This window comes from Rhizobium sp. SRI_017, assembly GCF_057586295.1.
The window spans coordinates 1-1,456 of record NZ_JBYCZP010000058.1 but is presented as its reverse complement, the minus strand read 5'-3'; the positions used below and the strand labels follow the sequence as shown (position 1 = coordinate 1,456).

1 protein-coding gene is annotated in these 1,456 nt (G+C 56.7%); it reads right to left on the bottom strand.

The genetic code is table 11. The features are described from left to right. Nucleotides 1-532: 532 nt before the first annotated feature. The coding region (locus AC2YI2_RS34935) for a porin (protein WP_487391109.1) at nucleotides 533-1,456 on the bottom strand (924 nt) is incomplete at its 5' end.

Here is a 1,456-nt window from a genome sequence, read left to right as displayed (position 1 = left end):
CAGCGGCGGAGCCGAGAAGAAGGCTCTTGATGTTCATGTTGACCTCCAGTCAATGTTAAAATCGGATCGGGTCTTTTTCTCGCTGAAGGACAGCATTCCCTGCCCCAATCCCCCGAAACACTGAGTATCCCCCTGTGCTTCGAGGCCGGATCATAATTGGGCGATGTGGATTCGCAATGCTGAAACACCCGAGGCAAGCGCCCCGAGGCTCGCTTCGAAAATTTCTGTTACAAAAAAGACACAAAACTATCACGCTGGGGGTCAATCGCTAACCGAACAGTAATAATTCTTAACAAAATCATAAAGATATCGAGCTCAATCCTCAGTCGAATTCGTCTCAAATCGCGAGAAGTCAGTAGAAATGCCGCCCCGAGTTCGCCGGAAATCCGATATTGCGGATATCAATGACCCGGCCAGTTGCCGGAACCATGCAGCGGTCCCGGAGACTCACGCTGCCCGACCTACCCTCCCGATCTGCGATATAAGGAGGCCCGGGAAAACCCGGGCCTTCTGCATTCAAGTCAAGCTTGAATTAGAACGAGCGCTGGAAGCGGAGCATGCCGGTGCGAACGTCGTCGCCGACCGAGTCGCCGTCGCCGTAGGAGGCTTCGAGCAGGACCGAGAAGCCCGGAGCAACAGCCCAGGAAACGTTGCCGATCACGCGCCAGGAGTCGTCATCCCACCACTGGATGTCCTTCGCAACGCTGACCGTGTCGGTGACCTTGGCCGACAGGCCGAGGATGCCGCTGAAGCCGTCATAGGCAAAGAAGCTGTTCGAAGCCGAGTCGGAGTACAAGCCCATGAGGGTGAAGCCGAACATGCCGATATCGCCACGGACCCACTTCCGGACGTTGAACGATTCGTCGGATTCGTCGTAACCGATGAAGGCGCCGGCTTCGTATTCGCCGAAGGTTCCCTTGATACCAGCCGAGACGTCCGGCATGTAGGTGCGGCCGCCGTCAGCCTTCTTCTGGTTGAGAACGGTGGTGTCGACGATACCGTCACCATTGGTGTCGGCGCCGTAGTTGTAGTTCACGCCATTGACGAGGTCGTTCTCGATCGCGACGAAAGCAGTGATGCTGTCGAAAGTCGCGGTGTAGCTGACATACTGACGATCCCATTCGTCGCCGTACGAACCACCCCAATCGGTGCGACCGCCGTAGCCCTGGAAGCGGATGCCGGGCGAGTCGAAGCGACCGAATTCAAGACCACCAATGCCGAAGTAGTACCACCAACGCGTACGGTTACCACCACCGACCGAGTCGGTCGTGTTGTTGTTGTAGCTGTCGCCCTGCAGACGGATCCAGGAGTAGACAGTGCCCCACTCGGAATCGTTCTTGGCTTCAACCTGGATACGAGCGCGGGTGTGCCACTCGTAGTAGGCCTTCGAATGCTTGGCCTTTTCGTAGTACTTTTCGAAACGGAGATGACCGCCGATCTTCAGGCAGGTCTCGGT